This is a genomic window from Bacillus gobiensis (genome assembly GCF_001278705.1).
GTDB lineage: Bacteria > Bacillota > Bacilli > Bacillales > Bacillaceae > Bacillus > Bacillus gobiensis.
On record NZ_CP012600.1, the window covers coordinates 1,245,334 to 1,271,628 of the forward strand.

Here is a 26,295-nt window from a genome sequence, read left to right on the forward strand (position 1 = left end):
TCCTTTTAAACTAATTTTATTATGTTTATTTATGCCTGCCTCTTAGTCATCCTCTTCTGGCTTATCTCAACTAAAGAAGCTGCACTCCCTTTTTTAATTCTTAATCTGTCTGCAACATCCTGTAGAGACATGCTGCATGTTTCATAAAGATAATAGGCGTAATAATTCCTGATGTCATATATATTCAATTTTTTTCTCAAATGATAGTGATTGCTTATAACGCTAAGATGTTTATTAAGTGAGTCTATAGAAATCGGTATCGTAACATTATCATGTGTAGTCGATGTAAAAACGTATTCATTATCTGTGAAAGATGTTTCCCAAAAATACCTCATAAAAAGTTCAGCTTCTGCCCCCGTTAAGATAAGTGTGAATTCTCCTAAATGGAGATGGGCCTCGTCTTTTGTAAAGTCAATATCCTGTTTTTTAATATGGAAATCAGAAAGCCTAAATCCGTATAAGAAAAGAGTGTAAATAATGATTCGTTTTGTAGAATAATCATTTCGTTTGAGAATATCTTGTTTAATTTCTAACAAACGTTCGTAAGACAATTCAATCGTCTTATTATCTTGAATCTTCGTTCTTTTCAACTTCACTGTGGGATCAACCGGTACTTTATCAATACTCCATAAATAATCAAAGTATTTCTTTAGAATACTTAATTCCTTGTTGATAGTTCTATCTGTATGTCCATTTTTTCGGTTGAATTCTAAAAAGTGTTTGATATCTGAAGGATTTATTTCATGAGGAAGAAGTTCTCTTGCGTTTTGTTGATTCACTATTTTATGGAACGTTTCTATGACAGGTATATATGATTTTATCGTTTCATTTGAATAAAGTTTTGATTCCAAGTATTTCGTAAAACCGTAAGGCATAAGAGTTCCTCCCAACCCTATGTTTTAGAAAATTATACCTTAAAAACGCTACAGTTCACAAGAAATAGGAACGTTTGTTCATTTAGATGCATGTTAATATTTTTCGACAAATATACAAAGTACAGTAGTACCTAGTATATTTGTCGAATTAAAATCTGGGCATTTAAGTGAATCTGAGCACTACGAGTTTTCAATGCTGCATGAATCAGCGAGATCATCATCTTCTTGTAGGGGTAATACCAGCGTAGCTGTCACCAAGGGCAAAGCAAATGTAATTAAATGGGGAATTTATTGATAACCTCGTTATATTCCTGCATGGCATCGGTGATTGCAAGTTTTGAATAGATTTCCAATGACCTCAGGCTTTCATGTCCGGAATACGGTTGTATAAGCGTCTCATCGATGCCCTGCTTTTTGAGCCTGGTTAACAGGAAATGTCGTAGCATGTGTGGCGACAGATTTTGCACCAGTCCTCAGAATATTTTGCCAAAGTCTTTCGTATTCCCTGGTCCGTGTAATTCTTCTTCCATGATGATTAAAAAAAATAGACCGCATGCTTTTTCTTCATCGCGTCAGCGTGAGTATTTGATTCAGAGTACTTGACAATGATGTTAGGTCATAGTGAATAATTATCACTATAAACTATTTGGAGTGAGAGAAATGAATATAAAATCACTGCGCTCAGATCATATTTATCAAAAAGTTGCCCAAGCTTCGCCCGAGGAAAAGCTTGAATTATTCAGAAACGAAATGATGGCTCCCTTTATGAAACAATGGCAAATTCAACAGATCCCTTTTAGAGCTGAAGAGGCGAATGGTTTTGACGTTATTACGTTTAATAGTATGATGAACCGATCCCCTGATCAGATTACCCAGCAGATTTCACCTGAGGTAGAGTTGATTTCGTCAGATTCTTTTTGGTTAGAGTGTGAGCACGCTGTAAGGAAAAGCCTCCGTCTATTTATAGAACATGAAATAAGCCTCCCCGTATCCGAATATTTGTTTACCATTCAACTAGGGAATCCGGAAAGCCGTTCCTTAACATTAAACGGAGGATATAGCGGCTTTGGGGGCATTCCTGGTTTTATCATGTGTACACTTGTGCCAAATGAGTACACGATTCCTCGAATAAAGGCTGCGCTAGCGCACGAATGCAACCATAATGTGCGATATCAATTTATTCAGTGGGATCACACCGTTAATTTGGGCGAACTAATTGTAAGTGAAGGATTAGCTGAAAACTATGCTACGTTCATGTTTGGAGAAGAATTGCTTGGCCCTTGGGTAACGAAAACAAACGCAGAAACACTTAACAGGCGCATAAAGCCTGTGCTTAGAGAGCAATTGCAATTAACTGGGTTTGATAAATTTGCTCCGTATCTTTACGGTGACGAGATCGCAAAACTTCAAAACTTTAAACCGGTCAATATGCCTTATAGCGCTGGCTACGCTTGCGGATATTATTTAATCCAATATTATTTAAGAAAAACAGGAAGAACGATCTTTGAGGCCACAATAACACCTGCTGCTCAAATACTAGACGAAGTAAAAGGATTTTGGGATGAAGAAACCATTATTAGCTGTTAAAGATAGTGTCCAAATAACAGGAATTACCGCCCGGACCCTACATTATTACGATAGAATCAATCGATTTAACCTGAATTACGAAAGCCCATAAAATCAACCGTTTAAGCGCAAAGGACTTGGGGATCACATCCAATTATGAAGACGAGATTTGCGAATAGGGTCTTAAAAGACGGAATAAGCAGTCAGGTTCCCCCTCCCCACACGAAGGGACAACGGGATTTCCAAGTCATAAGTTGGGATTATGCACTCATTCCAATAAAATACTTTTTTGCTCCATGCGTCGCCAGATCCCTTGGTTTCGGATGGACACACAGCTTTAAGGTCATCAGAACCCCCTGTTATAAAAGGAGGCACTCGCTAGGGCAGGTCATAAAGTGTTTGAATTTATATGTGGAAATTCATTTGTATTTCTAAGTTTTATTTACTTTTTGCATTCTTTGCAATGGTATTCACAACGAACATCCAGAACCTATCATATAATCTATCTGATAAGATTTTCCTTATTAATAAGAATGGTTTTGCTCCAAAGCCTGCGGCATATCTTGTTTTAGGTCTCTTAACTGAAATTGATTTTTCGATGATTTTTGCAATTAGGTCTGGTTCTGAACCACCGGTTCCATCTTTAAAGAAATTTCTGTATTTTTTAGCTAGTTCTCCATAGGCGGTATTTCCAGATATTTTTAAAAGATTGTCACCTGCAATCCCCCCCCATTCTGTTTTGATACCACCTGGTTCAATAACAATGACATCGATACCAAAATCTTTTACTTCTAGTCGTAAGCAATCACTTAATCCTTCTACGGCGTATTTGGAAGAATGGTACCAAGAACCCAGTGGCTCATATATTTTTCCCCCTATGGAAGATATGTTTACTATTTTTCCGAAATGATTTTTTCTCATATAAGGTAAAACTAATTGAGTAAGTCTTGCCATTCCAAAAAGATTTACTTCAAATTGGTATTTTGCTTCTGACATTGGGACATCTTCCAAAGCTCCATAAGAACCATATCCTGCATTGTTCACAATTATATCAATATTCCCTTGTTCATTTGTAATTGTTTCTATTGCTTGTACCATGGATACATCATCTGTTACATCCATTTTCAAAATATGAATTCCTTGTTCCTCTAGATGTTTCATTCTCTCAATTCTTCTTGCGCTTGCATATACAATATAGCCCGCTTTGTTAAGACGAATGGCAGTAGCTTCACCCATTCCTGATGAAGCTCCTGTTATTAAGACAACTTTCTTTCTCATTTCTACTCCTCCTAGTTTAAGATATTTTGGAATAAATGTTCCGAATTTATTATAAACCCTATGAAACTGGTGTCAATAATAATTTGAATTTTTATTCCAAGAGATATCCTTTTTTATCGGTTTGACAATATGTGAATCGCTATTATTAGTTGTTAAATAGGTTATTATCCCCTAGTAATTTATAGTACTTTGGAATTTTAATATTTAGCGGTTGATTTGTAAACTAAAAAGAAATATTATTAAGTTGAATAAAAATTCCATTGGTGTGGAGGTAATTCTAATGGGGAAACGTGAAGATATTTTAATGGCTACTCTTGATTTAATTACAGTCGAAGGTTTACAATCAGTTACCTTTGCTAAGATTTTTAAACATGCAAAGGTAGGTTCTGGAACAGTCTATAATTATTTCAATAATAAAGAAGAGCTGGTCAATGAATTATACAAAGAAATTGGCACACACATGTCTAATTTTGTCATTGAAAATTATGACGTTAATGAAACCTTATATGAAAAGTTCAAATTTTTCTTAAAGAAAATGGCTGAATTTGCAATCAATTATCCAAAAGAAATACAATTTCTTGAAAACTATTCCCATTCGCCCTATATTTCTGAAGAAATTCGTAATAAGCCTGTTCCGACAATGAACGAATTTTTTACTATTATCCTTGAAGGGCAAAAACAAGGGATCATTAGAGAAATGAATTTAATGATGTGTTGTCAGATTGTAACAGGCTTGATTTTATCCGTTATTAGAGGATTTCTAAATAATAAATACCCTTTGGGTGAAGTAGAAATACAACAAACCATTGAATCATGCTGGAAAGCAATAAAGATCTAACACCACTTTTGTAAACAATAACGAGGTTGAGCGATATCTGAGTTAGATTGTGAGGGGCGCAACTATGAGAATTATTCTATTTGGAGTAACTGGTATGGTCGGGCAGGGTGTTCGTTAACTCGATCGTAAAAAGATGTGTGTAAATTAATTTTCGACATCCAGCTGATTACTCATGGCGTTCTAATGTTAAATCTGCAAGTATATTATCGAATAATTCTTATAGTGAGGTTAGTTCTCAAACGGGATATGCTACTGAATATAAAATCATTCATGAGCAAGTAAATGTACGAAGAGAGTTGACACTTAGTCATATTGATGGTCATGGAAAACGAATGTTTATTTTGACTCCACAAACTGATGGGACACCTACACTGGAAATCCGTGAAGAATTCCATTCACACGCTGGCAAGGTCGTACAACTTTTGATTAATCGATTTTCAGAAGTCAACAAAGCCAATATTTGGAGGATTTAAAGAAGGGACTTTCGTAACTTATTTTAAATCGAAAGTAGGATTAAATAATGCAAATCACAATTTTTGGCGCTAGTGGCAGTGTAGGACAATATCTAATTGATGAAGCGATTAAACGAGGGCACCAGGTCATTGCGGTTAGCCGAGACCATAATCGAATTAAAAATCCAAATCCAAATATCAGAGCAATGAGTGTGGAATATGATGATCCGTATAGCCTCGATTTAACACTAAAAGGAAGCGAAGCCGCTATCATTTCTCTTGGTGATTATCATGTCGTACAACCAACTGAAGCCATAATAATGGCAATGAAACGACAAAACGTCAAAAGAGTAGAGATTTTGACTGGGTTTGGTACAAGCTCCATTAGTCGTCGTAAATTAAATCCGCTCATGAAGGTCACAATGCAAGGCGTTCGCTTGTTGGCTTATGCAGGATTTAAGTCAAAGGAAGCACAAGACCAATTAACTCGAAATTCAGGTTTAGTTTATACAATTATCCAACCACCAACGCTAACTTTTGGATCGCCAACAGGTACCTACCGACACGGTACGGTGATTATAAAGGGAAATCGATTTTTGGGAAACTTAGTAGAGCTGATTTAGCTGAGTTTATGATAAGTAATTTAGAAAAAAATCGTTATATCAATGAATCAGTTTATGTACAACAATAAATAACTTAATACAAGCCTTTATCATTTAATCAAGATTTAAACGCTATTCTTTAAATAAGAGTCGGCTTTGCAAAGAAAGGATGTCAGTTATGAAAGTCATTTTATATGGTGTAACGGGTATGGTAGGTCAGTTAGCACTAAGAGAAAATTTTACTCGCTCCAGAGGTGGAACAAGTTTTAGCGAATGTATTAACGTATAATATCCGCGTTTTGTCGGCAGGACCCCCTGTAGAGGTTCTAGTATCCATATTTTCGTTTAAAGAAATGAATTGCACTCCGGTCTCTTCCAACTGTTGAATAATGTTGAGGATATCCAATGTTTTACGTCCTAAACGGGAAATACTCTCCATTACAACTGTATCCCCATTCCTGAGCATATCAAAAAGTTGATAAAGACCTCTTCGATCTTTAAAGGAATTGTTTTAGCAATCGAGAATAAGTCCATAACAATTGTGTGTGATAAGCTTAAGAAAACAAAGAATGGAGAGATGATATGAAAAAAACGCAAAATCATCTGCAACTACCAAATGTCGTGTCACGTGACGAATGGCTTGTGGCTCGTAAGGAACTGCTGGCTAAAGAGAAGGAATTTACTAAGGCGCGGGATTCGCTGAATGCCGAACGTCGCCGACTCCCAATGGTAGAGATTGATAAGGACTATGTCTTAGGTGGTCCGAATGGTAAGACCCGTCTGCTTGATCTGTTTGAAGGGCGTCCTCAACTAATCGTGCATCACTTCATGTTCGCTCCTGATTGGGAAGCAGGTTGTCCAGCTTGCTCACTGGCTGCGGACAACATCGGCCACCTCGCCCACTTGCATGCACGTAATACGTCGCTGGCATTGGTATCCCGTGCTCCACTTTCCAAGCTCCAGCGCTACAAGGAACGCATGGGTTGGAATATTCCTTGGTACTCGTCCTACGGTAGCGACTTTAACTATGACTTTCACGTTACACTGGACGAATCCGTCGCCCCAATTGAATACAACTATTTGACCAAGGATGAGCTTGTTCAGAAGGGCGTACCCATTGATTCCGGACAGTCGATGGAAGTGCCTGGCGTGAGCACCTTTCTTCGCGATGGCGAAAGAATTTTTCACACGTATACGACTTACGCCCGTGGAACTGACCCGCTACTTGGTATCTTCAACTACCTCGATTTAACAGCTCTTGGCAGGCAGGAGGACTGGGAACAGCCACCTGGACGCAGTGACGGCAACGGCAAGACATGGCTCCGCCGTCATGACGAATATGATCACTCTGAGGAGTCGGACTCCTGTTGCCATTCAAGAAATGACGACTTGTAATCAATGCTGTTTAACAATATCTATTAATATAAAGAAAAATCCGATTTCTCAGCATTAAATTGAGAAATTGGGATTTTTAATATTGTAATTTCCTAACGTTGTAAATTCGCATTTTGCTGGTGGTATTGACACTACCCCTTCTAGAAGTTTCAAGAAGTTCTCTGGATCGCCAGACGCTCCTGCATATTTAACTTGAATGTCCCATACGGATTCACATGTGCATAAATCAGTGGCGTTAAGGCTCTAAAATCCTCTGAGACTAGTTTTTGCAGTAAAGGTTTTGTTCCAGTAGCACTTCTTGAATCATCAATGTATTAATTAATACCAAACAGTTTTGGAGAAGGTGCAGAGCTAGTACAGCAATCTCTTTGTCCTCCATGCGATTTGTTTGGATTTCTCCTACTTTTCCATAAAAAATGAAGCTATTAGCAGAGTTCCAGTTTTCAACTACATTTAATCCCTCATGAATCTCTCTTCGTATTTCTTCTGATGATAAATATTCACACAGAAAAATGGTTTTGATTGCTCTCCCCAGCTCAGCAAGTGCTCGATATGTTGGGTGTCCACTTTTACGAGTAAAACGTTTGTGAACCGCCTCTGTTTCAGCCATACCTAACCGTAAGGCTGTCGCATACTTAATCATTTGATCATATTGCTGTTCAATTAAGCTCCAATTGATTGGTCGAGTTAGCACAGGCTGTAAATTTGGATATAACTCTTGCATTCCCACATCTTCTTTAGTGGTTACCTTCACAGGAAAAACGCCATCCTACCTTTTTTAATCCTAAAGAAAGAATATCCTTTTTTTTAAGAAACTATTTTGTTTTTAGTTTTGATAGGCATGTGCCTTACTCCCATACGGGGATAGTTCTTCGACTCATGATATCCGCTTGCGTGGGTTGTTGTTTCGTCGTACTTTCATCATAACCACGGAGGCTGATTTTTCGATTTAATTGTGAAGATTAATACAACAGGCTCTAGAATTGTAAAGCTACTGACCACACAAAGTCAAAAACCCTTTTAAAAGAGCCCTCTGGTCATTTTTCCAACTAAAACTGGTTTAACGGAGTCAAAATGAATATCCTGAACATACTTAATGTTAAGACCGCCGGGTCCAACTTTTAAAGTACGCCCTAACAATCCTAAATTCTTCTTTAAAGATTGAATCTCATCCTCAGTTGCGATCCGTTTTTCTCCAACAGTTCCTGACAATCGTACTCCTGGAGGCGTTTTGAATTTTCCAGAAAGAACCGATCGTATCAAAAACCATTTACTACTGTGAACAGCTAGAATACAGACTCGATTATTATGTTCAAGGTTTTGCGTCATTTGTGAAGTAAAAATTTGAAAATATACGCCTTTTGGCTCGTCTTCGCTAAGTATTAGTGACCCAATTGGAGTAACATGTGGAGTTCCATCTGGGTTTACAGTGGCAAATGAGAAGCCAAATGACTTAGAAGCAAGATCTCTCCAAGTATTCCAGTGATCGAATGGCTGCATTTTTTATTCCCTCTTTTCTTCATATAAAGTTAATAGGATATATAGCAAAACATTTACCCATTTAAGCGGTAAAAGTCACCTGTGACAATATTCCATACTTTATCACTAATTTTGATACACACTTTCATGCTGCTTTCCCTTTTATTTACGGAGCTTTTAGTGAAAACAGCAAAATATCCTTGTTTTTGCTAATCAATGACACGTCACCTTGAAAGCCGGATGTTTTTAGAATCCGGTGTGCAAGATAGGTGGTTTCACCCCCTTCACCCCATACTTCAGCCAGACTCCCCTTCAAAATGGCATTTACGACTATGGCATTTGCCGTCTTTTAGGTTTTAATGATATTATCTTTTTCTTAGGAAGTGCTTTTAGACAGTAAGAGGATTCATAACATTACGCTTACTTAAACTGCACAAATCATACGATAACAGCTACAACAAAAGAGATCGCCAAATATAGGAAAAGTGGAATATACATCCATGTATCATATTTGGAAAAATGGGTTCCTTTGAATCTTTTAAAGATACCTACATAGTTAAAGTCACCGATTGCCCGTAAAGTAAATATCGAAGCAATGAGTACACTTCCCCATTTTGTCAATGTATCTGCATGATAAAAAGGTAAATACCCACTTTGAGCCAATAGAATAATAGAAAAAAACAGGATAAAAAAGGCGACTATTAATGTAAGTAACGTAGGAGGAACAATTTCAGTACTTGCTCCATCTTCTTTCACCGGAAAAGTAGCACTGGTTCCCCATCTTCCTCCAAATGCCCAATAAACATGAAGAAGACTAATGAAAATCAATATAACAGCAGATGAAAAAATAAGAAACAAGGTCATCAATGATCCCTCCTGATGATATCCAATTACAATTCGTCTTGACTCGCACAAAAACACTTGAAGAAATTTACTTATTATATAATAAGTATAAAAAATCGAGTTCATTAATACTCAATATCGATTTTTTTCCCTTGTGGCACTTGTTGATCTTTGGGTTGTTTCTTTTCATCTTTCTCTATTTCTAGAATCGAATGGGCTATCAAAACTTGTAGTCCCAGTAATCTTTCTTTCTTTGCCTTTTGAAAATGCTGTTGCGCTTCCTGGGGGATCATCTTTCCTGGGAATGTTTCACGAATCTCAAACAATTGATCAATCAAGCGATGAACTGTCTCTTTTTGAATCATGAAATACCCTCCTCATCTTTCGAAGTAGATACACGCTCACCAAAACATATACGTAATCGTTCCTCAACAAAACGTGCACTTAAAATCGGTCTTCCTGTCAACGAACGTGGCAACGTAACTTTTCTTCGATAGGCTCCTACTTTAATCGTTAGTTCATCTCCACGTTGTGTTACATCTAGATCTTTTCCACTGACAAAGGGGAGAGTGAGATAGAGGATAAACCCATCTTGTTCTTGCTTGACTTCCTCTACTTTTCCGACATAGAATATTTCTTCTAATTTTCTTTCTCCAAATGCAACTTCTGCTAAATCTATTAATGCTCGTAATCCTGACACTTCAGAACTCATAAGCGGTACTCGTAAAATCGGAATCGGTTGAAAGTTATTGGTTATCTCTTCTTCATATTGAATATTTCTCGTTTTCCACTCTGCCAGATAACCAACATCAGCATCTACCGGTAAGACACGGTTCACAATAATGGCATCTGTATTAAATCCATATAAATTTAAATAGGTAAATGATCGTCTTGCCTCTGAAATAACCATTTTCTCGGGATTGAGAACAATTCGGACTGAGGTGATCGAGTGATCTAATAACAAACTCTGAACCTCAATGACTCGTCGGAATAATTCCTCGATATTGTCCATCACTTTGTTATCAGGCAGTTCTAATCCACCAGTTACAATTCTTGCTACTGGTCGAGCTAGTTTTACTAAGCGACGTTGGTGAGGAAATATTTTTTCCAACCACCAGGTTAGAACATTTGGATAGCTTAATAGTCGAAGGGTTTCTCCAGTAGGAGCACAATCAACAATCAAGACATCATATTTACCGCTTTCCACGTGTTCGAGGATTTTCAAAAGACTGAATAACTCTTCCATGCCAGGAAAATTGATCATTTCCTCTTTATTGATATCTTTGAGGTCTGACCATTCGATGACTCGACCAAACCACGCCTGAACGACGCCCCAGTTTCGCTCCGTCTCCAATAAGTTATCTACTTCTTGTCCCCAAAGGTATTCGGAAATAGGGGTAGGATCTGGTCCGAGTGGAACTTGAAATGCATCCGTTAAATTATGCGCGGCATCTGTACTCATCACTAATGTTCGCAACCCTTCTGACGCCAAACGTGCCCCTGTTGCCGCTGCAATACTCGTTTTTCCTACTCCGCCTTTTCCTGTATAAATGATAATTCTCATGAAATAACCTCCTGCATGAATGGAAATCGAAAACCTATTGATTACTCGGGGAAATTGGTTCGATATCGTACTATTTCTACAAAAGAGAAACTTGGGGTTTTCCAAGTTACTCATCTTCGATTTTAATGCGTTTAAATGTAGTATGCTCATCTTTCTGTTCCTGTTCTGTTGTTTGAACCACTTTTGCTACTTTGAGTAGCAAATTAATTAGTTGCTCCAGTTCATCCGAAGTAAGAGCATCTTTTATTTTTTGAAGCACACGACTCATCGTTTCAAGCACACGGTCCGCGAACTCTTCACCATCTTCTGTTAGACTGATCCGAATGATACGTTGATCATTTGCATCACGATAGTGTTGAATCAGTCCATGCTTTGTTAAGCGTTGTCTGATATTTGTGAGCGTACTTTTTTGAAGTCCCATTTCGGACGCTAACTGGGACATCGTTGCTTCTCCTCTTTGTTTTAATATAATGAGTGCAATCAATTCGGAACGTGTCACTTTCTTCAAAGTCTCATCGATCTCTTGATCAATGAGTAGTGGTTTCATCCAATTTTTCAGAAAGAGAGATAATAACTGATTCATATGCGTCTCCAATGTACTATAATAATTTCCCTGCTATTATTTTAATACGATATCGTACTTATGTCAAGTGTAATTAACGGATGAATAATTATGTCTAGAATAAGTTTTCTGCGTCATTTTTGGGTTATATTCAGTGAAAAAAGTTCTGTTAGGGTTTTTCCTTCAGCGAAAGACGCCCAGGACTCTATATGAACAATATTCTCTTTCTTGGGACGCCACTCCGTTTGATTGCTCTGCAAACCGTTTCTTCATTTTGATAAGCGGCAGTGGTATCAATCAGACGATAGCCTGCCAGAAGGGCTTTATAAACGCATAGCTGCCTATAAGTCAAATAAAAAGAGGCTGAGAGAAAACTTTTCATTTATTAAAAAGTCTCTCTCGCCTCAAATGCTAGTATTATACTTCTTCATTTGGATAAAGGACGAATTCATATTTATTCCCTTTTAACTGATCTTCATAGAATTCAACCTTTCGATTCAAAATATCCAGGTTTTGTTGCAAAGCTAGCATCTCTTGTTCCACGAGACGCTTACGCTTTTCAAGTAAATCCAACCTTTCAGGAATCGTTGCTTCACCCATTGCACGCCATTTGGTATATTGTTTTAGCTCTGTCATCGACATTCCTGAACCTTTCAGATGGAGCAAAAATTGAACCCAGCGGATATCATGATCAGTAAATTCTCGTAAATTATTTTCATTTCGATGAGGAGTAAGTAACCCTTCCTTTTCATAATATCTCAGCGTACTCGTTGTTACCCCGACGATTTTGGCAAATTCTCCAATTGAATAAGTCATGGTACCCACCTCGTTTTATGTACTAATTAGATACACTTAAAGCGGACTTTAAGCGAATAATGTTATTATACATTATACTAATAAAAACCAAATAGAGTTCTCCATCATGTGACATTATTGATGAGAGAATTCTATTTGGCCCTTTTCTAGATAACTATAAGTAGAACTAAGAATGATTAGATACTTTGTTTTGTTGGACGAATCAGTATATCACTTACCGCAACAGTTTCAGGTGTGCTAATTACATACGCTACCGCATCTGCAATGTCACTGGACTTTAACCCGAAACCTTCTGAACGTTGATTGTTCTTCAACCATTCTTGCACTTCAAGATCTTGTGAAGTGAGATATAATTCAGTATCCACTGCCCCTGGAGAGATGATAGTGCTGCGAAGATTGTTTTCACGCTCTTCTTGGCGTAACCCTTCCATGATTGCACGGACAGCAAATTTTGTTCCAAAGTATACAGCAGAACCAGGATAGACGACATGACCTGCAATTGAGTCAGTCGAAATAATATGACCGGATTGTTGTTTTTTCATGATAGGTAAAACCGCAGCAATCCCATTCAAAACACCCATGATGTTGATGTCTAACATTTGGCGCCATTCATCAAAGTGTGTTTCTGAAAGCGGCGCAGTTGGCATGACTCCAGCATTGTTGTAGAGTACATCTACACGACCATATTTTTCGACTGCCAAATCTACAACTGCTTGAACTTCCTCTTTTTTCGATACATCTGCAACAGCATATGAAATTTCATTATTTGGTAATGATTCAACAAGAGCCTGCAAGCGATCTTCGCGACGAGCAGCAATCATTAATTTCGCTCCTTCTTGTGCAAGTTTCTTGGTAGTTGCTTCACCAATCCCACTTGCACCCATAATAATGACAACTTTTCCTTCAATATTTGCCATGATATTTAAGTCAAGGGAAACATTCTTAAGCTGTAGAACTTTTTTCAGATTAAAAACGTTGATGTTAATACAAAGTAAAAGAACTCGTTTTGAACAAAGATGATCAAAATGAGTTCTTTTAGTCATTATAAAGATGTGATTTTTCTAAAAAAGTTTGATCATTTTAAGATACTTTTTGTTGAACATTAGCCCGCGTTAGGTGAAGTAATTTGTTGTCTATTATTGAGAGTCTTCGTCAATTTTGTATTCTAAGATGTCTCCAGGTTGGCATTCTAATGCTTTGCAAATTGCCTCTAAAGTTGAGAGCCTAATTGCTTTTGCCTTTCCATTTTTCAATATAGAAAGGTTAGCCATTGTTATTCCAACCCTCTCCGAGAGTTCTGTTACGCTCATTTTCCTTTTAGCCAGCATCACATCAATATTGATTATAATTGCCATTGTTTTCACCTCAGACTATTAAGTCATTTTCCGATTTTATATCAATCGCTTCTTGTAAAAGTCTTTGAAGAACAGCAGCGAATACTGCGATTATCATTGAAGCAAAGATAGGGACCATTCCCATTATTATGAGACCTGGGGCATCGTCTTTCTCTGCTACGAGATAAACGAATGGCATCATTACCACATACAAGGTACTGATTGTGATTGCACAGTATTTTATATTATTTAAAGCTTTAACAGAAATTTGTGAGAAAGCTTTGTTCTTGTCAATATAACTTAAAAGTCTAAAAGCCTTATACAATGCAATGTAATACGGTATCGCTGATACATACATACCTATTAAAATGGGATATAGTATATGGGCATAATCTGGATTTACTGGATTATTAGCTAACCAAGGCAATCCATATATACACAAAGCAAGAACTGGAGTTCCAATAAGAAAAACAGCTATCTTTAAAAAGAGTGTTGAACCATGTTTCATAAAAAGCACCTCACTTATTTATTGTCAATTTGAATTTAACACGTTATTTATCGTTTTACAATAAATTTTTATTAATTATAATGATATTTTTATCTCTACTCACAAACATTGCTTTTAGACAAAGATAAAAATCATTCCTCATTACAAAGAAATGCTCTATAAAACTTAAAACTATTCAATTTATAAATTGTTCAACTAACCAGCCCCGTTAACTTAACAAGAAAAGCATTATCCTGCATTTTCACTACTTAATTTTGATCAACCATTTTTATAATCGATCAGACTTTGTTATAAATTATCAATCTTTATTTCAAAGCAACACTGTTATTTCTCGACTTAAAGTTTGCTTTAAGGACTATACTTCATCATGTAACGGATAAAAAATGGAATAAGGGAGTGACTAAAAATGGCAGAAAAACAAACAGCGGGACGAGACTTGTTAGGAGAATTCGCGCCAAAATTCGCTGAACTTAACGATGATGTCTTATTCGGTGAAGTTTGGGCAAGAGAGAAAGAGTTATCTCCTCGCGATCGCAGCATGATTACAGTTTCTGCGTTAATTGCTGGTGGAAACTTTGAACAATTGATTCCACATCTTCAAAAAGCGAAGGCAAACGGATTAACGAAAGATGAAATTGCTGAAATCATTACTCATCTCTCGTTCTATGCAGGGTGGCCCAAAGCTTGGTCAGCATTTAACATCGCAAAAAAAATATATAAAGATTAAAAGAAAGTAGGGATTAAATATGGCAAACGAAGAATTAAGCAAAAGCACAATTTTTCCATTGGGAGAAAAAGTTGAAGCAAACTTTATCGGTGATGCATACTTACAAATGGTGTTTACCGATGCGACGCCACTCCATGCACCAATTGGGAATGTAACCTTTGCTCCAGGAGCTCGGAATAACTGGCACTCTCATAAAATTGGACAAGTTTTGTTAGTTACAGGTGGTGAGGGTTGGTATCAAGAAGAAGGTAAACCAGCTCAATTACTCAAAACAGGAGATGTTGTGAATATTCCGCCACATGTAAAACATTGGCATGGTGCGACAAAAGATAGTTGGTTTGTGCACCTAGCAATTACGCCGGGAGAAACGGATTGGTTAGAACCTGTTGATGATGAATGGTTTAATAAATTATAAAGCTAACGCATCGAGTCAATTGATTCGATGCGTTATTCCTTTTATATGATATTAGAAGTACAAAATTTAATACTCAGTGTTTTATTCTAGGTTTTTCTATGAAAAACTTTCCTGAAAGATTCTATGCGGTCATTTCGTAAAAAGCACCTTTAGAATTGTGAAACTCTGAAACTCTTAAACTTTTGGTTTTTCTATAAGTAACTAAACTCCAAACTGTTTTAAATGATGGTCAAGGTGTTTGTAAATTCCTTTCCCCCATTGCTCGGAAGTAAGTTTGCCGAAGAATGAATGTGGATAAGTTGTGCACTTTTCAGGCCCATTATTTTGGAATGTTATAATTTTTTGTTTCAGGTTTTCTCTTTCTGTTTCAAATTTTTTTTCTTCTACAATCAAAATGGCCGGAATTGTGGACATATTGCGGGCTAATGGCTTGTCATTATAAAAAATTGGTTTTACAAATTTCCCTATTAATATTCCTAACCAACCTCTCGGATGAACAGCATTTCCCATTGCTATGTCTTGGAACGATGAGCAATGAGCTAGCATTTGGGCAACGTCCATTTTTCCCCATTGTGGTTGAGAATTTGGGGTTAATTTATCGATACGATTTAAAATTTCCTCTGTATGCAAATGATTAAATATATTTTTCATTAGTGCAAATCCCCTTTATAAAATATGACTTGCTCTTTATTTGCTCATATATTCCATATTGGGACTTCGATCACCTGCAAATAAGACCTCAAAATTATGGATTCATCTTTAATTTTAATCCATAGTTGGTAGTTTACAAAAATCCTTATTCAAGAATATGGCCCTTTAATTAAATAACTTTATTATCACTTAATAAGTTCTTAATCCACAAGAAAAACCGAAATCCCTTCTTTATAGAGATAGGAAATTCCGGTTCATCTTTTTTATAAACGGTTAAACTTTTTTCAAAACGGTGCGACTTTTTTATAAACAGTTCAACTTTATTTCAAAGCTACACTATGCGAAGCAAGGATAAATATGCATCAACATCAAGATTTGCAGACACTGTGTTTAAAATGAGGTCAAAACGACCAGACAAATCATTGAATGTAGCAGGATCACTGGTTGCCTAGTGATTTCAAGTCTATCTGCTTAATTTAAGCTGCGAAAGTTGAGATTGTAATAAATAGTTCGTGGTTTTGATTAGGGAGGATTCCTGCTCTTCCCTCTTCTGATGCTGTGTGTTCCTGTTCCTCTTTGTTCTGAGATAATAAAGCAATCGTTAATTATGCCATTTCAGCATAGAGCTTTATGTTTCCCTCGTGCTTAAAACCTTGTCTAATACTTCATCGGCATTTTTGGATTCTTTCTTGCCAACTTCTTCTCCCAGAACTGATATCAGGCCGCGCATCTGATCCTCGGTCAACCCGGTATTAAACCCGATGTTAAAATGCCATCCATATTGGCCAGGGCCGCAATAGTTGCGATCTCCCTGCTCTGGAAATCCAGGTTGTCGCGTCCGAAGATGTCTCCGAACAGGTGCCCTTTCAAAAACTGATCAATGACTGGAGCGAATTCATAAACCTCTCCCGTAACCGGTCTCCCTGCCAGTCTTGTCTGAATTTCCGTTCCAAGTTCGATGCTGCTTTTATTGGTAGGCAATGGGCTTGCTTCTCTGTGCAAAACGCTATTAATCCATCTTGGCATATCTGTAGAAAAAGGCTAATAAATTTAACAAATAAAAAACTGCTGCAATGACTGCAGCAGCTTCATTCTCTCTATTACAATCTCGGATCCACAGGATCAGACTCCATTGCTAACGTTCCAAGAACGCACTCATGAACCCTTTCGATCGATTCTCCATTTACAAAACGATTAATTCCTTCCAGCCCCAACGTAAACTCTTTTAAGGCAAGTTTTTGTTTTTTGCCGGTGTTTCTTTGTTTTAATCTTTCCAGATTTGCAGGCAGCAAATAATCCATTCCGTAAATAATATTCAGGTATTTGCGGCCCCTCACCTTAATTGCCGGCTGGAGAAGCTTTCCTTTATTTCTTGCGATGAATGATTCAGGCTTAATCACTATGCCTTCATGGCCCTCGCTTGTTATTTCCTCCCACCATTTAATGGCTTTTGCTTCACTCGCTTCGTCATTGATCGCCATGTATTCCGTTTCCACAAACAGGTTTGAATAGCTGGCAAATTCTCGATTCTTCTCCATATGCCACGTATGAGAGTGATCGAAGAATGTTTGATTACTATGGGCGAGCACGTGGAATGGCGCAATTTGAATTTGGCCTACATCTTCTACATCCCAGCAATACTTTTGAAAAGCTTCTTTAAAAGTATTTGCGTTCGTTAATTTTTGCTCATATTCTGCAAGCCATTCATTTAAGTCTGGATTACCCTCGGCAGCTGCAGCCAACATTTTTTGCAGTATAGCACGATCCAAAATCGCATTCTCCGAGACGTGTGCGTATTGATTGCTGATCAGTTCTTTTGCCTTCAAATTCCACGGCATTATTTCTGCGTCCAACAGGACATATTCGGTATCGTGTTTTTCAAAATAACCATTTGCACTTAAAGCTTTATTGATCTTCAAGACTACTTTTTCTTCCATGTCCCTTTCAAAAAAACGACGACCTGTCCTAGTATAGATGACTCCTAGAGTTTCGGTCCCGACGTGCTTCTTTGCCGCTTCCTTGTCTTTAAACAAAAACAATATCCCTCTGCTGCCCATATGCTTCTTCTCAACGATCATCGTGTTCACGCCATTGCTGCGATAATAATCGACTGCCTCTTTCGGATGTTCAAGATAGCTATCGACTGAAGACGGTTTAGGAGTCGGACTCATTGTTGGCGGAATATAGATCAATTGCTCAATCGGCACTGTAACATGAGAGATGGTATCGATTGCTGGTTTAACGTTATTCTGATGGACCTGCACATCCCCAAACTCCTCGGTTAAAATTGAATACCCATTGATAAACCTACCGATATTTGGCGGGTTTAAGCGATTTTTCTCCCATTCTTTCAATGGATTGTCTGATGCTCCTGAATAGTCTTTCTTTGCTTTTACAGATACGATTTCAGCTTCAGGATAACGAAAAGCAGTTAACATTCCACCAAACACAACACCCTGATCAATGTTCATTGTACGATTTATCATTGTAGGTCTTGGCTTAGGGTCATGGCCCCAAATGATAAGCGGACTTGTTTTATGATGAATAAACCAGTCTTTTCTGATTGGCTTCCCTTTGCTGTCAAATCCGTCTGTATCTCCATAGCGGCAAAAATCACTAATATCGCGGGATTGTTTTCCAATAAATTCATCTTTTATTCCTGCGTGAGCACAGACTAAAGTTTGAATTCCATTATTGGCGAACACATAGTGAGAAGGTGCATTCTTCAAGAATTCCTTTAAAGCTTCTTTCGTTTTTTCAGTTTGTTCCGCTCCCTGCTCCTCTTCAAATAGCTGAAGCTCTTGCTCCACTTTTTCATCACCATGGTTTAACGTAACCTTTCTACCATCCAACCATCTGGCTATTTTCCACCCGTGATTGCTGTCAATCATGTAAGCAAGTCCTTCGTTCACATGGCGCAGAAAGAATAACATTGTTTTAAGCGACTCCGGTCCCCTGCTCATAACGTCACCAATCGAAATGAACTTTCTGCCTTCCGGATGGACATATAGCTCTTCTTGATTCTTTTTATAACCAAGCTTTTCTAGAAGCAAGATCATTTCTTCATAACAGCCGTGTATGTCGCCAATAATGTCAATTCCATTCTGGACTTCCAATTCTATTGGATTCGTACGACGGATGAGTTCAATGTCCTTCGATTCATCTAAAAAATAAACGGCTGTGTAACCCTCTTTTTTCAAGAAACGTTTTTCTCTCTTGAAAATTTGGTGCTGTTGTTTTATACGTCTCTTCCCTCTTGGATTGTCTCTTTGCTCGTCCCTTTCAAGCAAAATATTTTGCGGGATGTCCAATACAATTGAAATAATGGGGACATGGTTTTTTCTCGCTAAATCTATGTATCTCTTTCGGTCATCTGAGTGCAGATGGGTTGCATCAACAAAGGTTAATTTATTCAATCTGCATCTGCTTTCAATCATAGAATCCATCATCGCAAAAGCTTCTGTAGAAATTCTTCCATATTCATCAGACAGGCTGTTTGCTTCATCTTTAGGGTGGTTCCGCCAATCGATAAACTCTATGTCACTTACCAAAACACGAAATTGATCAGAACTCACAACTTCTGAAGGAACGATCTTTTCTTCGTCAATTAACTTTTTTAAAAGCGTCGATTTTCCGCTGTTGGAAGGTCCAACCAGCAGCACAATCCCCGCATAAGGCAGTACGACTTTCACTATTCCCCCTCCTTTCTCACAAACACACACATTTGGGTAGGAGAACCATATAGAATGTGCTCTTCACCAATTCCATCAAACGAAAGTTCATATTTTTCATCTTGATTCCTGTTTGTGCACCATTTACGGAATTCACCTCTTGTCCATTCAAACCGATGGTCATTATGGCGAAAGTGGGTTTCCATTTTGTACACAGCGTTGTATTCTTTATTCGGAGTCGTAATGATTAATGCCTTCGGCTGGTATTCTTGAAGAATAGTATCCATCACTTTTGGCAGCCGCTCCTCATCAATATGCTCAATGACCTCACATAAAATCATGATATCCTTGCTCTTTAGTCTTTCGTCGTAATAAAAAAGGGAACCCCAAACTGGTTCAGGAGAGACAAATCCGTCTGTATTTTCTGCTTTTTTAAACCGTTCCACTGCTCTTAATGATGTGGTTTCAGACGGCTCAACTGCTAAAACTTCTTGAACCCCATTAACGAACCCTAAACGATATGAGAGTTTACCTTCTCCTGAACCAAAGTCAACTATTCTTTGTTTATGAGACATGCTATTAATCTTTTCAATGATTTTTTCATACCGTAAGTCGTTAAGCCTGGTTCTCGCTTCATCATTTTTCTTTCTCATTTCAGTTTTGTTATCTATGACGCTGTATATTTCTTTAAACCGAAGAAACTGCCGTAAAATAAACCCTTTTTCCGGGTGATCCTCAAGCCACACTTGCCCGTACCTCTCTAGCTTTTCAATTTCTTTTTCATCAATAAAGTAATGCTTATAGTTATCCAATACAGGAATCAGCACGAAAAGCTGTCTTAGTCCCGTTTGTAAAGTGGTATATCCTTTTAAGGAGATAAATCTTGCCGTGCTTTTAGATTTGAAATCGAAATAATAATCTGTATCTGCTCTGGTAATTTCAACTTCAAACCCTAATGGCTGAAAGAGATCCATTATGTGTTGATCAGAAAGGCTCGATGAAACGGGCCCAAAACTGAATTGGAAGGCAAAAGGATGATCGACCCACTTAATGTATTCCTCCTTCGGCTGCCCATTTAAAGCAGTACCGAGCGCTTTTCTAATAAAAGAGATGAAGATGCTGCTTACAGCAAATTCCCGGTCATTTATGTAGTGAGTAATGTCGTATGCATTTGCGTTGTTTCTCATCAGTTCAATAGGATCCGGAGTAACAAAGATGGTCACTTCAACCGCTGTTTCAGTAAACTTGCTATAAAAAAGCCTAACCAAATGGCCTTTATGATTTCTTTCATATATATTGTTTGGATTTTTAGCTAAAAGATGAGAAATAAATTTCACGTTCTCACCTGAAGCCTTAATAGTCAATTGCATAAATACACCTCTTCGATACAAAAAATCCTTTAAATGTTAGGTTATTATATCAATAATTTAGACTCATAAATAGCCATAATTAAGTATTCAATCTGCTCAACTATATTACAGAATCAAAAGATTCCAATAAGATCTAAGAGTTGACCGAACTTTTGCCCATCAAGAATCAAGTCATTCACTAAAAATTAATTATCTTATAAACAATAAAATCACAGGACTTATGTATACAAGATTTATAGTATTTTTAACCTTAAAGCCTTCCTCAAATTAAAGTTCTTTTGTTTCATCTCCGACAAAAGCATATAAAAAAATCAGATCTTTAGTAAGTTATAAAAGACGAAACAAACGACCTACAAATTCTCCATTAAATCTTCATAACTTTCTTTTAAGCTTGTATAGCAATATAACAATTCTTTTAAAAGGAGGAGCAATCTATGTCTTCAATTTCAAAAATTCTCGATCATAACAAGGCTTTTGTTGAGCAAAGCAGGTATCAAGAGTTTCAAACAACAAAGTATCCAGATAAAAAAATAGTCATCCTCACCTGCATGGATACTCGTTTACTGGAATTGCTGCCAAAAGCAATGGGACTACGAAATGGGGATGCGAAAATTATTAAAAACGCCGGTGCTGTTATTTCTCACCCATTTGGCAGTATAATGCGGAGCATTCTCGTCGCTATTTATGAATTGAAGGCGGAGGAAGTATGTGTGATCGGTCATCACGGCTGCGGAATGATAGGCCTGCAGTCATCCTCTATTCTTGAAAAAGCAAAACAAAATGGAACAGACGAGAATCTAATCGATACTCTTACAAATGCCGGGATTGATTTGGACAAGTGGCTGACAGGTTTTCCATGTGTAGAGGAAAGTGTTTCTAATAGTGTCCGTTTAATTAAAAATCATCCTTTAAGTCCGAATCATATACCAGTTCATGGGATGATTATTCATCCTGAAACAGGAAAATTGGATCTGGTGATTGATGGATATAACAGCACTAACCTACCCGAGTCTGGAAAGCGGGGTTGTTCATAAATGATTACCTCCAACAGGTTTAATGGATATAATTTAGGTCGATTTCAAAATGATGCGGTTGCCGGTTTGATCGTTGGAATTGTGGCGATTCCTTTAGCGATGGCCTTTGCCATCGCATCAGGGGTAAGGCCGGAATATGGACTTTATACCACGATTATTGCCGGTATTTTGGTATCACTTTTTGGCGGATCTAAATATCAAATTGCAGGTCCAACCGGAGCATTTGTCCCGGTCTTAGTTGGAGTGGTGATGCAATTTGGATATGAAAAATTGTTGATCGCCGGCTTCATGGCAGGAATCATGATTTTTCTTTTAGGTCTGTTCAAATTGGGGAGATTTATAAAATTTATCCCTCGTCCTGTAGTAATAGGATTTACTGCTGGAATTGCTGTGATTATCTTTTCCGGCCAGATAGCTAATTTCTTAGGACTGAGTAACTTAGAGAGAGAAGAATTATTTCATTTAAATATGAGGGAAATTCTCGTGAATCTAAATACAATTAACACCTCCAGTGTTCTCGTAGCTGTGATCAGTTTGTTTATTGTGATTTTGGCACCAAAATTCATGCCGAAAATTCCTGGAGCACTGTTGGGATTGATTGTATCAACATTAGTTGCAGCTTTCTTTTTTCCGAATCAAGTCGCAACTATAGGCTCGACTTATGGAGCAATTCCGAATGAATTACCGAACTTTGAATTCCCGCAAATAACTATAAGTTTAGTGATCGAACTACTTCCCGCAGCTTTCGTTATTGCCATGCTTGGAGGAATTGAATCCTTATTATCGGCTTTAGTGGCAGACGGTATGACCAACAGCAAGCATAACAGCAATAAAGAACTGATGGCACAAGGAATGGCCAATATCGTCGCACCTTTATTTGGAGGAATCCCTGCTACTGGCGCCATCGCACGAACAGCAACGAATATTAAAAATGGTGCTTTTTCACCTCTATCCGGTGTAATCCATGGGATTGTTGTATTACTTGTGTTAGTTGTGCTAGCTCCGTACGCCTCGGCGATTCCGTTAGCCAGTATGGCGCCCATTCTTATGTTTGTCGCATGGAACATGAGCGAGCGAAAAGAGTTCGCCCATATCTTAAAAACAAAAACGATGGATTCGTTCGTATTAATCGCTGCTTTCCTGTTAACTGTGTTTGTCGACTTAACAACAGGTGTTGTGGGAGGCATCGCTTTAGCACTTCTTGCTTTTGTTAAGAAAATGAGCGGTACGTTGAAAGTGTCAAAGGTTTTGCCGGATCCAGCAGACAAACTAGTGAAACCGGAAATCGTGCAGCAAGGTTCTAACTGTCCGCAAATTAATATTTATACATTAGAAGGCCCGCTGTTCTTTGGTTCCACAGAAAAGTTTGAAGAAGAACTAGAAGAAATTCTTCGTGCAAAACCGAGAGTACTGCTACTACGAATGAGTCAAGTTACATTTATTGATACTTCGGGAGAAGCTCTCCTGACCAAAGTAGTCAAACAATTTAAGGATCAAAAACAACAAGTGATGATTTCAGGTCTCCAACAGCAGCCTAAAGAATTATTTTGGAAAGCAGGGTTGCATAAAGTAATAGGACAAAAATATTTTTTTGAGCATACCGGTGAAGCACTCTATTCCGCTCTGGGACAGTTAGAGACCAATAAGTGTATAGGCTGTAAGCAGTTTGCTTTTAGTGAATGTTCAAAATTGTCTCGCGAGCCAGTAAAGTCAAGAGGAACCGCAAATTCACGACCTGCTTCTGCAACCTAACCGCTTTTATCTCCTTGAGAGCTTAATTCAAAGTGAAGACCTCTTTTCAATTATGAGGTCTTCACTTTTTTGTTAATTTATTAACACAAAATAATAGAGATGGTCCGGGTTGGCAGTATAAGATAACCAATACAAACGACGGACTTTTTTCATTCCTTTTCACTTACTTCTTTGCTGGTTGGAAAGTATATTTTAAATGTGGTACCAGAACCCACGGAACTAGTTATTTCAATTCGTCCTCCTAATAATTCAACCAAGTTTTTTACGATAGACAGTCCTAATCCTGTGCCTCCTGTAGTTCTGGATCTTGATTTTTCGACCCGATAAAAGCGTTCAAAAATATATGGTAAATCTTCCTTCGGTATACCGATTCCTGAGTCTTTTATTAAGACCTGAATGTCACGTTTTTGTACCTTTGTACTGACATCAATATTCGAATGCGGCTCACTGTATTGGATAGCATTTTCAAGTAAATTGATGAAGATTTGTTCCAATCTCCTTCCATCTGTATACAACAACGTATGATCAGATGGGGTGTTTAAAGTAATTCGGATCCCTTTTTCCTTTGCTTTTAAATTAATTTTCCTAACAGAGCTATTAATGATATCTGATATGTCTGTCCTTGCATAGTTTAAATCCAGTTTTCCTTCTTCCATTTTTGCAAGTTCAAATAAATCGTTAATAAGATCTGTTAGACGCGTTGATTCATCATGGATGATCGTTAAATATTGGCTTTTTTCTTTCTCGTTTTTGTACAGCTCGTCCCTTAACACCATAGAATAACCTTTAATGTATGATATTGGTGTTCGTAATTCATGAGATATGTTTGCAAAGAATTCTCTTCGATTGGTTCTATAATCCTCAAGTTCTCTTTCTAAATCCATGATCGCTGTTGACAAGCTTCCTACTTCATCTTTTGTTTGGAAACTTAGCTTTGTTCTTAGTTTTCCCTTCGCTAACTCACGAGTGGCACGCTCCATCTGCAATAGCGGGTAAGAAAGTTTTCTGGATATAAAGAATGTAAAGCCAATTGCTACAATTAAAGCTCCAATAACGGATACAAATAGCCAAATTCGAACTTGCTTTATGGAAGCATTTACTTCATCCATACTTGAGACAACGACAAGTCCCCCATTTACATTATTCCCAATAATAATTGGCTTACCTGACAGTAAATAACTTTGTTCGCCTTTTTCCTCCGAATATTTCATCCCAACTCCGTGTTTATTTGAAATCGGATGAAAGATATCATTCATGACCTGAGTGCCTTCTTTAAATCCTAATACCTCTGTACCCTTTAGTATTTTTCCATCCCTATTAAAAACAAAAAGGTCTGCGTTTATGATTTCTAAAGACATTTCAAACGTACGATATGTTTTTTCATCTTCTATATCAAATATTTTGTTCGCATATTTAGTCGCAAAGTGATCGATCTCTTCTTGCTTTTGATTCACATAAAACGCGATAAAAAGATGATCAAGTGTATAAATTAAAGGGAGAAGAACAGCCAAAAATAAAATCATGATTGTTGCGCCGTACTTAAATGTAATGCCTTTGATATTCATACCACTTCATCCGCGTCTTGAAATTTATAACCTATCCCCCAAACCGTTTGGATTGGATTATAGTCAAATCCTTTATCTCTAATTTTTACACGGATGTTTTTTATATGAGTGTCAATCGTTCTGGTATCACTGGAATTATTAAATCCCCATAATATATCCAGGAGTACTTCTCGAGAAAATACTCTTTTTGGATTAGCTGCAAGTGTATACAGTAATTCATATTCTTTGGGAGTTAAATCCAACCTCTCTCCTCCTAGTACAACTGTATAAGTTTCTTGATCAATTTGAAGGTAACCATTACTATAGATCAAAATTTCCCTGTCATCTTTTTCTTTATTTAATCCCGATCTTCTTATTAGGGCATTAACTCGGGCGATAAGCTCCTCTGGTTCAAAAGGCTTGATTAAATAATCATCTGCGCCAATTTCCAAACCATATACTTTTTCCTTCAATTCGGACCTGGCCGTTAACATCAGAATTGGCGTAGATTGAACATTTCTGATTTGTTTACAAACTTCCCAGCCATCAATGACGGGCATCATTATATCGAGGACGATTAAATCTAAAGTGGATGTTTTCATTATATGAATTGCTTCCTGTCCGCCACTCGCTTCCACTATATCATAATCTTTAACTAAATAAATTTTGAGTAAGTTCCTCATATTCCATTCGTCATCAACAATTAAAACTTTCTTCTTCATTTACTCTCTCCTTTAACGGCTAAAAATTCCTTGATTACTGAAGATTATATGAAAAAGCTATGGATAAAGCTTATCTTTTTCACGGGCAATTGCTGTTGAAATAGTACTGTTTCATCTTATCCTTTTATCAATTTTTACGAAAATATAATATCAAATCAAGTGACAGAATTACCATTATTCCAAACATTCAGACACAAAAGTTTTTGAATCGACAATAAATGGTTAAATTCCATGACCCAAATATCTTTATAATTTGTAGAAGATAAGACTCTCTTTCTAGCATATGTTCATGTCTTA

26 protein-coding genes and 4 pseudogenes are annotated in these 26,295 nt (G+C 37.4%); 8 read left to right on the forward strand and 22 right to left on the reverse strand.

What is annotated here, in order from left to right:
* Positions 1-29: 29 nt before the first annotated feature.
* Positions 30-875, reverse strand: coding sequence for a tyrosine-type recombinase/integrase (locus AM592_RS06005; protein WP_053602947.1), 846 nt, complete (start codon positions 873-875; stop codon positions 30-32).
* Between the two features lie 275 nt (positions 876-1,150).
* Entirely contained in the window at positions 1,151-1,321 is a 171-nt protein-coding gene (locus AM592_RS24530; RefSeq protein WP_225970333.1) for a tyrosine-type recombinase/integrase, read from the reverse strand.
* Positions 1,322-1,535: 214 nt separating this feature from the next.
* On the opposite strand from AM592_RS24530, the gene AM592_RS06010 reads away from it, so the two are divergent.
* Positions 1,536-2,462, forward strand: coding sequence for a DUF2268 domain-containing putative Zn-dependent protease (locus AM592_RS06010; protein ID WP_053602948.1), 927 nt, complete (start codon positions 1,536-1,538; stop codon positions 2,460-2,462).
* Between the two features lie 417 nt (positions 2,463-2,879).
* Here the strand turns inward: AM592_RS06010 and AM592_RS06015 are convergent, their stop codons facing one another.
* Positions 2,880-3,719 (reverse strand): oxidoreductase, encoded by an 840-nt coding sequence (locus AM592_RS06015; protein WP_053602949.1) that lies wholly within the window; start codon positions 3,717-3,719, stop codon positions 2,880-2,882.
* A gap of 280 nt (positions 3,720-3,999) precedes the next feature.
* Between AM592_RS06015 and AM592_RS06020 the strand changes: the two genes are divergently transcribed.
* Together AM592_RS06020 and AM592_RS06025 are read left to right on the forward strand one after the other, a co-directional pair.
* Entirely contained in the window at positions 4,000-4,557 is a 558-nt protein-coding gene (locus AM592_RS06020; protein WP_053602950.1) for a TetR/AcrR family transcriptional regulator, read from the forward strand.
* Between the two features lie 520 nt (positions 4,558-5,077).
* The gene (locus AM592_RS06025) at positions 5,078-5,632 is read left to right on the forward strand and encodes an NAD(P)-dependent oxidoreductase (protein ID WP_053602951.1); all 555 of its coding nucleotides are present in this window, start codon (positions 5,078-5,080) and stop codon (positions 5,630-5,632) included.
* Positions 5,633-5,924: 292 nt separating this feature from the next.
* Here AM592_RS06025 and AM592_RS23740 read toward each other — a convergent pair.
* Positions 5,925-6,104, reverse strand: a pseudogene (locus AM592_RS23740) (recombinase family protein); the annotation flags it as partial.
* A gap of 89 nt (positions 6,105-6,193) precedes the next feature.
* On the opposite strand from AM592_RS23740, the gene AM592_RS06035 reads away from it, so the two are divergent.
* A complete protein-coding gene (locus AM592_RS06035) occupies positions 6,194-7,006 on the forward strand; it encodes a DUF899 domain-containing protein (RefSeq protein ID WP_053602952.1) in 813 nt (270 codons plus the stop codon).
* Positions 7,007-7,155: 149 nt separating this feature from the next.
* Here AM592_RS06035 and AM592_RS06040 read toward each other — a convergent pair.
* The 11 genes and pseudogenes from AM592_RS06040 to AM592_RS06085 all read right to left on the reverse strand — a co-directional run.
* Positions 7,156-7,745: pseudogene (locus AM592_RS06040) on the reverse strand (Tn3 family transposase); the annotation flags it as partial.
* Between the two features lie 281 nt (positions 7,746-8,026).
* Positions 8,027-8,506: a pyridoxamine 5'-phosphate oxidase family protein gene (locus AM592_RS06045; protein ID WP_053602954.1), complete on the reverse strand. Its 480-nt coding sequence runs from the start codon at positions 8,504-8,506 to the stop codon at positions 8,027-8,029.
* A 417-nt stretch (positions 8,507-8,923) separates the two neighbouring features.
* Complete coding sequence (locus AM592_RS06050; RefSeq protein ID WP_053602955.1) at positions 8,924-9,349, reverse strand: DUF3995 domain-containing protein; 426 nt, start codon at positions 9,347-9,349, stop codon at positions 8,924-8,926.
* 104 nt (positions 9,350-9,453) lie between these two features.
* Positions 9,454-9,693, reverse strand: coding sequence for a hypothetical protein (locus tag AM592_RS06055; RefSeq protein ID WP_053602956.1), 240 nt, complete (start codon positions 9,691-9,693; stop codon positions 9,454-9,456).
* Positions 9,690-10,892 (reverse strand): ArsA family ATPase, encoded by a 1,203-nt coding sequence (locus AM592_RS06060; protein ID WP_053602957.1) that lies wholly within the window; start codon positions 10,890-10,892, stop codon positions 9,690-9,692. The genes AM592_RS06055 and AM592_RS06060 overlap by 4 nt, the downstream gene beginning before the upstream one ends.
* Before the next feature lie 106 nt (positions 10,893-10,998).
* On the reverse strand, positions 10,999-11,475 hold the full coding sequence (locus AM592_RS06065) for a MarR family winged helix-turn-helix transcriptional regulator (RefSeq protein ID WP_053602958.1): 477 nt from the start codon (positions 11,473-11,475) through the stop codon (positions 10,999-11,001).
* A gap of 196 nt (positions 11,476-11,671) precedes the next feature.
* A pseudogene (locus AM592_RS24540) lies at positions 11,672-11,785 on the reverse strand (aldo/keto reductase); the annotation flags it as partial.
* A gap of 86 nt (positions 11,786-11,871) precedes the next feature.
* The gene (locus AM592_RS06070; protein WP_053602959.1) at positions 11,872-12,270 is read right to left on the reverse strand and encodes a MerR family transcriptional regulator; all 399 of its coding nucleotides are present in this window, start codon (positions 12,268-12,270) and stop codon (positions 11,872-11,874) included.
* A 176-nt stretch (positions 12,271-12,446) separates the two neighbouring features.
* Complete coding sequence (locus tag AM592_RS06075) at positions 12,447-13,187, reverse strand: SDR family oxidoreductase (RefSeq protein ID WP_053606005.1); 741 nt, start codon at positions 13,185-13,187, stop codon at positions 12,447-12,449.
* 219 nt (positions 13,188-13,406) lie between these two features.
* The gene (locus AM592_RS06080) at positions 13,407-13,625 is read right to left on the reverse strand and encodes a helix-turn-helix domain-containing protein (protein ID WP_053602960.1); all 219 of its coding nucleotides are present in this window, start codon (positions 13,623-13,625) and stop codon (positions 13,407-13,409) included.
* A gap of 10 nt (positions 13,626-13,635) precedes the next feature.
* Complete coding sequence (locus AM592_RS06085) at positions 13,636-14,112, reverse strand: DUF2975 domain-containing protein (protein WP_053602961.1); 477 nt, start codon at positions 14,110-14,112, stop codon at positions 13,636-13,638.
* A gap of 406 nt (positions 14,113-14,518) precedes the next feature.
* On the opposite strand from AM592_RS06085, the gene AM592_RS06090 reads away from it, so the two are divergent.
* Together AM592_RS06090 and AM592_RS06095 are read left to right on the forward strand one after the other, a co-directional pair.
* Positions 14,519-14,839, forward strand: a complete 321-nt coding sequence (locus AM592_RS06090; RefSeq protein WP_053602962.1) for a carboxymuconolactone decarboxylase family protein — start codon at positions 14,519-14,521, stop codon at positions 14,837-14,839.
* Between the two features lie 19 nt (positions 14,840-14,858).
* The gene (locus tag AM592_RS06095) at positions 14,859-15,254 is read left to right on the forward strand and encodes a cupin domain-containing protein (protein WP_053602963.1); all 396 of its coding nucleotides are present in this window, start codon (positions 14,859-14,861) and stop codon (positions 15,252-15,254) included.
* A 201-nt stretch (positions 15,255-15,455) separates the two neighbouring features.
* Here the strand turns inward: AM592_RS06095 and AM592_RS06100 are convergent, their stop codons facing one another.
* The 5 genes and pseudogenes from AM592_RS06100 to AM592_RS06115 all read right to left on the reverse strand — a co-directional run bounded on the left by AM592_RS06100 (position 15,456) and on the right by AM592_RS06115 (position 20,946).
* A complete protein-coding gene (locus tag AM592_RS06100) occupies positions 15,456-15,905 on the reverse strand; it encodes a DUF1569 domain-containing protein (protein ID WP_053602964.1) in 450 nt (149 codons plus the stop codon).
* Positions 15,906-16,242: 337 nt separating this feature from the next.
* Positions 16,243-16,353 (reverse strand): annotated as a pseudogene (locus AM592_RS23750) (alcohol dehydrogenase); the annotation flags it as partial.
* A 293-nt stretch (positions 16,354-16,646) separates the two neighbouring features.
* Positions 16,647-16,907: a carboxymuconolactone decarboxylase family protein gene (locus AM592_RS23150; RefSeq protein ID WP_211086046.1), complete on the reverse strand. Its 261-nt coding sequence runs from the start codon at positions 16,905-16,907 to the stop codon at positions 16,647-16,649.
* A gap of 98 nt (positions 16,908-17,005) precedes the next feature.
* Positions 17,006-19,597 (reverse strand): polynucleotide kinase-phosphatase, encoded by a 2,592-nt coding sequence (locus tag AM592_RS06110; protein ID WP_053602966.1) that lies wholly within the window; start codon positions 19,595-19,597, stop codon positions 17,006-17,008.
* Positions 19,597-20,946, reverse strand: a complete 1,350-nt coding sequence (locus AM592_RS06115) for a methyltransferase domain-containing protein (RefSeq protein ID WP_053602967.1) — start codon at positions 20,944-20,946, stop codon at positions 19,597-19,599. Before AM592_RS06115 ends, AM592_RS06110 begins: the two co-directional genes overlap by 1 nt.
* 434 nt (positions 20,947-21,380) lie before the next feature.
* Here AM592_RS06115 and AM592_RS06120 point away from each other — a divergent pair, with 434 nt between their 5' ends.
* On the forward strand, positions 21,381-21,980 hold the full coding sequence (locus AM592_RS06120) for a beta-class carbonic anhydrase (RefSeq protein ID WP_053602968.1): 600 nt from the start codon (positions 21,381-21,383) through the stop codon (positions 21,978-21,980).
* Positions 21,981-23,732 (forward strand): SulP family inorganic anion transporter, encoded by a 1,752-nt coding sequence (locus tag AM592_RS06125; protein ID WP_053602969.1) that lies wholly within the window; start codon positions 21,981-21,983, stop codon positions 23,730-23,732.
* A gap of 149 nt (positions 23,733-23,881) precedes the next feature.
* Here the strand turns inward: AM592_RS06125 and AM592_RS06130 are convergent, their stop codons facing one another.
* Positions 23,882-25,297 (reverse strand): sensor histidine kinase, encoded by a 1,416-nt coding sequence (locus AM592_RS06130; RefSeq protein ID WP_053602970.1) that lies wholly within the window; start codon positions 25,295-25,297, stop codon positions 23,882-23,884.
* Positions 25,294-25,998 carry a response regulator transcription factor gene (locus tag AM592_RS06135; RefSeq protein WP_053602971.1) on the reverse strand — a complete coding sequence of 235 codons (705 nt, stop codon included), beginning with the start codon at positions 25,996-25,998 and terminating at the stop codon, positions 25,294-25,296. The genes AM592_RS06130 and AM592_RS06135 overlap by 4 nt, the downstream gene beginning before the upstream one ends.
* Between the last annotated feature and the right edge of the window lie 297 nt (positions 25,999-26,295).